5 protein-coding genes and 1 pseudogene are annotated in these 6,332 nt (G+C 47.6%); all 6 read left to right on the top strand.

The features are described from left to right. On the top strand, positions 1-890 hold an 890-nt coding region (locus K2184_RS28625; protein WP_265145388.1), incomplete at its 5' end, for a type VI secretion system tip protein VgrG. Between the two features lie 354 nt (positions 891-1,244). Beyond that, complete coding sequence (locus K2184_RS28620) at positions 1,245-2,018, top strand: T6SS immunity protein Tli3 family protein (RefSeq protein WP_004114157.1); 774 nt, start codon at positions 1,245-1,247, stop codon at positions 2,016-2,018. Continuing rightward, positions 2,011-3,951, top strand: a complete 1,941-nt coding sequence (locus tag K2184_RS28615; RefSeq protein WP_049592913.1) for a T6SS effector phospholipase Tle3 domain-containing protein — start codon at positions 2,011-2,013, stop codon at positions 3,949-3,951. Before K2184_RS28620 ends, K2184_RS28615 begins: the two co-directional genes overlap by 8 nt. Before the next feature lie 259 nt (positions 3,952-4,210). Next, positions 4,211-4,471: a PAAR domain-containing protein gene (locus tag K2184_RS28610; RefSeq protein WP_024274502.1), complete on the top strand. Its 261-nt coding sequence runs from the start codon at positions 4,211-4,213 to the stop codon at positions 4,469-4,471. Continuing rightward, positions 4,471-5,904, top strand: coding sequence for a hypothetical protein (locus tag K2184_RS28605; protein WP_004114150.1), 1,434 nt, complete (start codon positions 4,471-4,473; stop codon positions 5,902-5,904). Before K2184_RS28610 ends, K2184_RS28605 begins: the two co-directional genes overlap by 1 nt. 6 nt (positions 5,905-5,910) lie before the next feature. Beyond that, positions 5,911-6,332: pseudogene (locus tag K2184_RS28600) on the top strand (type VI secretion protein VasK); the annotation flags it as partial.

The following is a 6,332-nucleotide window of genomic DNA, read 5'->3' as shown; positions in this document are numbered from 1 at the left end:
AGCCGCGCGGGGAGGGATTCGAGCTGCGTACCGACAGCTACGGAGCGATACGGGCCGGGAAAGGGATATTCATCACCGCTGATGCACAGATGAAAGCGCAGGGGCAGCAGCTGGCGATGGAGCCTGCGTTGTCGCGGCTTTCAGCGGCGCTGGTGGAAATGCAGTCGCTGGCTGCCGGTGCACAACAGGCACAGGCGCTGGCTGCAGATGTGGGGCGTCAACAGAAGTTGCTGCAACAGAAAATAGAACAGATTCAGAAGGAAATATTGCTGGCGACGGCCTCTCAAGGCGTGGCGCTGGCAAGTGGTGACGATATGTTGCTGTCAGCGCAGGAGAATCTGACGCTGATCGCCGGTAAACAACTGGATCTGGGTGCGCAAAAGGACTTCACACTGGCAGCAGGAAAACAAATTAGCCTCTGGAGCCAGAGGGGGGCTAAATGGTTCGCATCGCAGGGGGATATTGATATTCAGGCGCAGAGCGGAAATATTACCACCTGGTCAACGCAGGACACGTATATTTCGAGTGGTAAGAGACTGGTAATAACGGCACAGGATGAGCTGACGCTGATATGCGGGGGCGGATATATCAAAATCAAAGGAGGGAATGTTGAAATTGGCGGTCCTGGAAAGTTGCTGATAAAAAACACCGGTATTAAGAAAGCAGGTTCGGGTAGTATGCAGGCAGTAATGAAGTCGTTTGAGTCGGGAAGTTTTGATGAGAAGTTTATTATTACTCATCCGGTTTCTGGAAAGGCTCTGGCAAATCAGAAATATGAGATTCACTTGCCGGACGGAAACGTAATGTCTGGCATGACGAATGCGATGGGACATTCTTCGCTTATAAATTCACAGACAATTGATATGCTGAAAATTATCCTGAAAAAATAACAGGAAGAAGAATGTACCACATAAATTAACTATGTGGTTTCTCCAGCCGCTGTTAAGTGGTGTTCCGGGAATAGAGCGCGTAAGGATGACTATTTATTACGCCCAGGAGGCTCTATTCGGTAAGTTCAATTATATAGTGAAGCAGGGGGGGGGCTTGATTATAAAAAACACACGGGCTGATTGTATAGCGAGGACCGTTATTAAATTGTCCAATTACACATTATGAATTTTTTTAGATAACGAAGCAGATATGTCAGTCATAATTCTGGTTATGCTTGTCCCCTTATTCGCTTGCAACCTCGAAATAAATAGATGGAATGAAGACTCTTTTGAATAAATAACTGGGGTAAGAATATGATAAATAAATTAATCGTATTATTTTTGGAACTAGTGTTGTTAAGCTGTTCTCTTTTTTCATTAAGCGGTTGCGTTACTGAAGGGGCCGCATTCGGTCTGGGGGCAGGGAGCCTGCATGAAACGGTAATGACAGAAAAAGACAAAAATGCACCGTCACCGGTATATGGTCTGCCGCAGGTGATCTACCGGATAGATAATAATCGTTATTTTACATTGGAGAATTATACCCGCTGCGAGAATGGGCAAACGTTTTATAATAACAAAGAAAAAGATATTCATGTCAAAGTATTGGACGGTTCAGGATACCTGTTTAAAGGCCGTTTATTCTGGTTGTCCATACGTGATGATTATCTGGCATTTCCAGCAACAATAGATACAAATCATGCAGCTTGTATGGGAGCAGATAAAGGTTGTATGAATGCCGTCATTGTCACAACTGATGGTGGAAAAACACTCTACGGCGTTGAATATGGCAGCCATACTCAGGATCCAACAGGTGATACAAAAGATTATGATATGTTAGTCATGGATGAGGGATTTTATTTGATTGTATATCATTCTTCTAAACGATCGCCAACGAATGCTTATGCCCTAAAATGGACATTTTACCCAAATGCAGAGTCTGCCAAAAAAATAGGCTATCCCGGAGTGACTGGACCAGTTTATCAACCAGAACTTTCTATAGATGTATCTCAAATTCTTCAGGAAAAAATGCAATGCGACCGACGATTAGAACCCGTAAAATTTTCAGGGATAGTCTCTCATGAATAATAAATCCTCACCAACCAGAAAAGTAGAGGTGCATACAACCGATAATGGCACGCCATTTTCCTACTCAATGACTTCCCATAAAAATATAAAAGTGAAAGCGGAAGTTCAACCGCCATTGCAGTTGCCTGGATTAATTATATTCGTACATGGAGTTAATTCAGAAGGCGAATGGTATAAAGAGGCTGAAGTATCATTATGTAATGGTTTGAATAATCGACTTGGGTTATCTGACAAAGATACTGTACATCAATTGCAAGCTAACGAATACGCAGATGCTCACTGGAACAAAGATGGCACCAAATGGATTGTTCCTGCCAGGAAAATTATCAAAGAAAACCGCTCCCCAGTTATCCGCTTCTACTGGGGTTATCGTGCTGCTAATAACGAAACCGATAGATACGCCATTCCGTTAAAAAACAAGAAAGGTGATAATTACTATGATCTTTCTCCCGAAGAGCGCAAAACGAAAGGCCCATGGTTCTGGGGCGGCGGGCCGTTCCAGAACGGCTGTAATCAATTGGTCAGCCTGTGGAGTGAGAAGGGATTTGACAACTGGCCGAATGTGCTGGGTATGCCGATCCCCTTCAGCACTCAATTGATTAATGGTGAGCGTGATCGCCTGCTGACCGCGGCGCCGCCGCGCCACTATTATGCGCACGCCGCCGGGCGTCTGGCGGACCTGATAAAAACCATCCGCAGTAAATATCCTGAAGACACAGTTACGGTGCTGTCACACAGCCAGGGGACAATGGTTGCGCTGGCGGCAGCAGCCATTGAGGCACCGGATGCGCTGTTCGTCATGAATTCACCTTATGCGCTGGAAAACGAACTCACCACCTATATTTCCTATCCGGTGAAAGAGATCATCAGTAGGGAAGCCCGGGAGGCTACGTTTGCCGATATCGTTAGAAAGGTTGCGGAAAACAAAACCCGCCTTGCGCAGCAGGGCTACGATCGCCTGTTGGCAGGCGTCAGCAGCGATGGCGAAAGCTGGACGCCGGAAGGGAAAACCCACGCTGGACTGCCGGAGCGCGATAACCACGGTACCACGTGGATTTACTGTAATCCGCATGACCGGGTGATGGGCTCGGCTCCGCTGCGAAGTATTGGCTGGCAGGGGTTACCTAATACAAAAGAAAGTGATTATAGTGAATCCCATTCTTTATTTAAGCTGGCAGGCGACACACTTTATGTCCGTATGCTGGGGCGTAATACACCGTGTGGAAATGCACCGGATACACAAACCCATTTCAGTAATCTTGGGGATGGTAAGCCATTCTGGGACAGTACGACCACGGTGCTTCAGAAGATGACCTGGCCGGAACCAGACAAAGGACAAATGCTGACGGTTAATGCGCCGCAGGTACCAGAACCACTGACTTCTGAGGAACTGAAAAATTTTGACCAGGATTATGCCAGCACTGAAAAGCAAACTGGCTCAATAGGATACGGCTACGGACAGATTAACCCGACGACGAAAAGACCCGTTGACATAGACTACCGTTATTACATTTCACTATACGGTTATTTTGACCAGAAGATGGTGCCTAAAACACCTTCCTCCTGGTATCAACCTGGGCCGGGATCGAAAGAGGATCGGGTGAAATATGAAAAACAGTCGAGAACTGAAATGCTGGAAGATATAAGGACCTATGTTCAGCGCCCGACCGATCACAGTACCCTGCCAATGAATGAACATTTTATGAGTCGAGTTGTGGCCTATGATCTACCGCTAGGGTATTGCTGGCATTCATGGGATCGGGCAAGCCTGGCAGAATTGCGCAGGCAGGCGGACTGGTTGGAAAGTGATGATTATTATTTCACAGGCGAACTGAATAAGCCGGATATTCCCCCGGCAATCCGGCAGGATGTGGCAGAAGATGCGGTGAAGAGAAAGGCCGAAGAAATAGCCCGATGTATCGGGAAGAAATGAAAAATTATCATCGCTGAAAGTAGTTACTGTATTTACCAGCAATGGAATTAATCACATACATATTCTATGACTTAAAGTTTATTAGCTGAACGTCGTTGTGTGAGACATTTTATTGCCTGGTATGTCAATCGATAACTTTAATTATGAAGGTTTTTACGGTTGGTAATTATTGCATTAATGTTTCATGGGTTTTTTGGTATGAACGCAGGGCTCATGAGTGAAAATAAATATTAGGAACAGTTAGTAATAGGTGGTAAATATGGCTAGACGTGTTGTTGTTATCAATGATGTCACTTCTCATGGCGGAAGAGTTATTTCAGCATCGTCCACTTTTAATATTGAAGGAAAAAACGCGATGTTGCTGAATGACCAGGTGTATTGCCCGGAGCACGGCGCTAACCCGATAGTGGAATGTGATATGAGTTATGAGGAAAACGGCAGGGGAATCGTGGTGCATGGCTGTAAGAGTGCCTGTGGTTCTGTGGTCTACGCTAGTTTGCCGGATGTGGAGATAGGTTGATGGGCTGGTCATTACCAGAGGTTCCCGCGAGGCCTGATGCACAACCCTGGTCACCCTGGATATGCCTGTCAATTACTTTCGCCGGTGTATTTATCGCGTTAGTGCGGGTGGTACTGTATTCACCCTCCGGTGATTTACCAACGCTTGCAAGCGGTTACTGGCTACCACTGACCGGATATACTTTGGTGGGTGTTACTGTTGCCGTAACCTTTTATTTGTTATGGTGGGAAATACAGACTTTCCGCGTCCGTAACTGGAATAACTGGCGACGAAATATGCATCTGGCATGGCGGCATCAAGCACACCTGCATTTATGCGTGACCAGATGTGTGGTATTAACCGCAGACCCACAATTGCTTTCTCGACTGGCGGGTGTTATGCCTGAAAACAGTGACGAAACTCCTTTATTAACATTGCTTCCTGAGGAAAATTTAATTCCTGGTATTTCACGCTTTGAACAACTTTGTCGTTTGTTAATAAACCAGATTAAAACAATACTTTTCCAGTCCTGTCCTTCAGGTCCGTTAACGGTGGTAATACAGACATCTGCTCCTGATAAAGAACAGGAGCTCCAGTATTTTTCCCTTCTCTGGGAAGATGAAGAATTACCATGGATGCCAGATATTCATGCCTTACCCAGTTCGTCAATTTTTAATAACTGGAATAAATTCCTGTCTACTGCTCGTTATCCACTACTGGTGCTGGCGCTGCATTACCGCCAGCCAGAAGAAAACTTACCGGAATTTGCCTGTGCGTTGCTGCTGTTGCCCGATGCGATGCTGAAATCGTCAGAACAGCGCGATGCGGTGCGAGTATTTCGCGCCATGCCGCTGAATACTGATGCATTGCCCCGTGAATTGACGGAATTACGTGATATGGCGCAGCAGCCTCCCGGGGTAAAACATCTGGTCTGGCACAGTGGGTTATCTGCGCCGTCCGCGCAGGCGCTGGGGCGGGTGGTTAATGAGTTACCTTTGCCCCTGCAGACTGATATCGCCGCCGGTGGTATTGTCGATTTTGCGAAAATCAGCGCTAACTACGGGCCTCTGGCCGGATGGCTGATGGTGGCTGCGGCAGCAGAGATGGTCAGTTACGGTCCGGGGAGCCACTGGCTGCTACAGGCGGATGGCAAACAGGCCAGTGCGATGGTTGTCGGCAACAGTCTGCCGGTTACCCATGATGAAGATGTAAGATTGGCTCCGTTACCTTATCCGGCTGGGTCGCTCAGCCTTGCGGTATTGCTCAATATTGCGGTTTTTGGAGCAACTGCCCGTTTTTTCCCGGACTGGCTGTTTTCCTGGTACGGCGTGTTCAGCGTGCTGCTGTCGCTGGCCGTGTCTCTGCCCGGCGCTGTTTTCCTGCTGCGCCGTGCCCTCACTGCTCTGCAACGCCCCCATTTTATTCAGGCAGCCGGACTTGCCCGCAAGGAATAATCCAATATGAAAAGGTTTTTATACATCCCGGGAGCGGGTCTCTGTGTCCTGGTTGTTTTGTTGGCTCTGTTGTTTATTCTGGCCCAGACAACTCATCTTTTTTTTGAATGGACGGGTGAACGCGTATTCTGGATTTCGCTGCTGGGTACGGTTTTTCTGACCAGTTCGTTAAGCGTGCTTATTTTTTTCCTTATCCCTTTCCAGAAAAACGACATCCCGTTGACGCCGCATGACCCTCGCCTGACAGGCGAGGTGGCCGGGGCAGAGGAACGAAATGTACCTCTTTCTTCACTAAGACAATATCTCCGCCGCCGCTATACCCGTTTCTGGCGCCACAAAGTCCGCCTGCTGCTGGTGGCCGGTGAACCCGCGCACATTGCCGCCATCGCCCCCGGTCTGGCGGAAAAGCAGTGGCTCGAAGGCCACCG

The organism is Klebsiella sp. K5-306 (assembly GCF_051835185.1).
GTDB lineage: Bacteria > Pseudomonadota > Gammaproteobacteria > Enterobacterales > Enterobacteriaceae > Klebsiella > Klebsiella oxytoca.
This window is presented reverse-complemented; position numbering and strand designations above follow the sequence as displayed.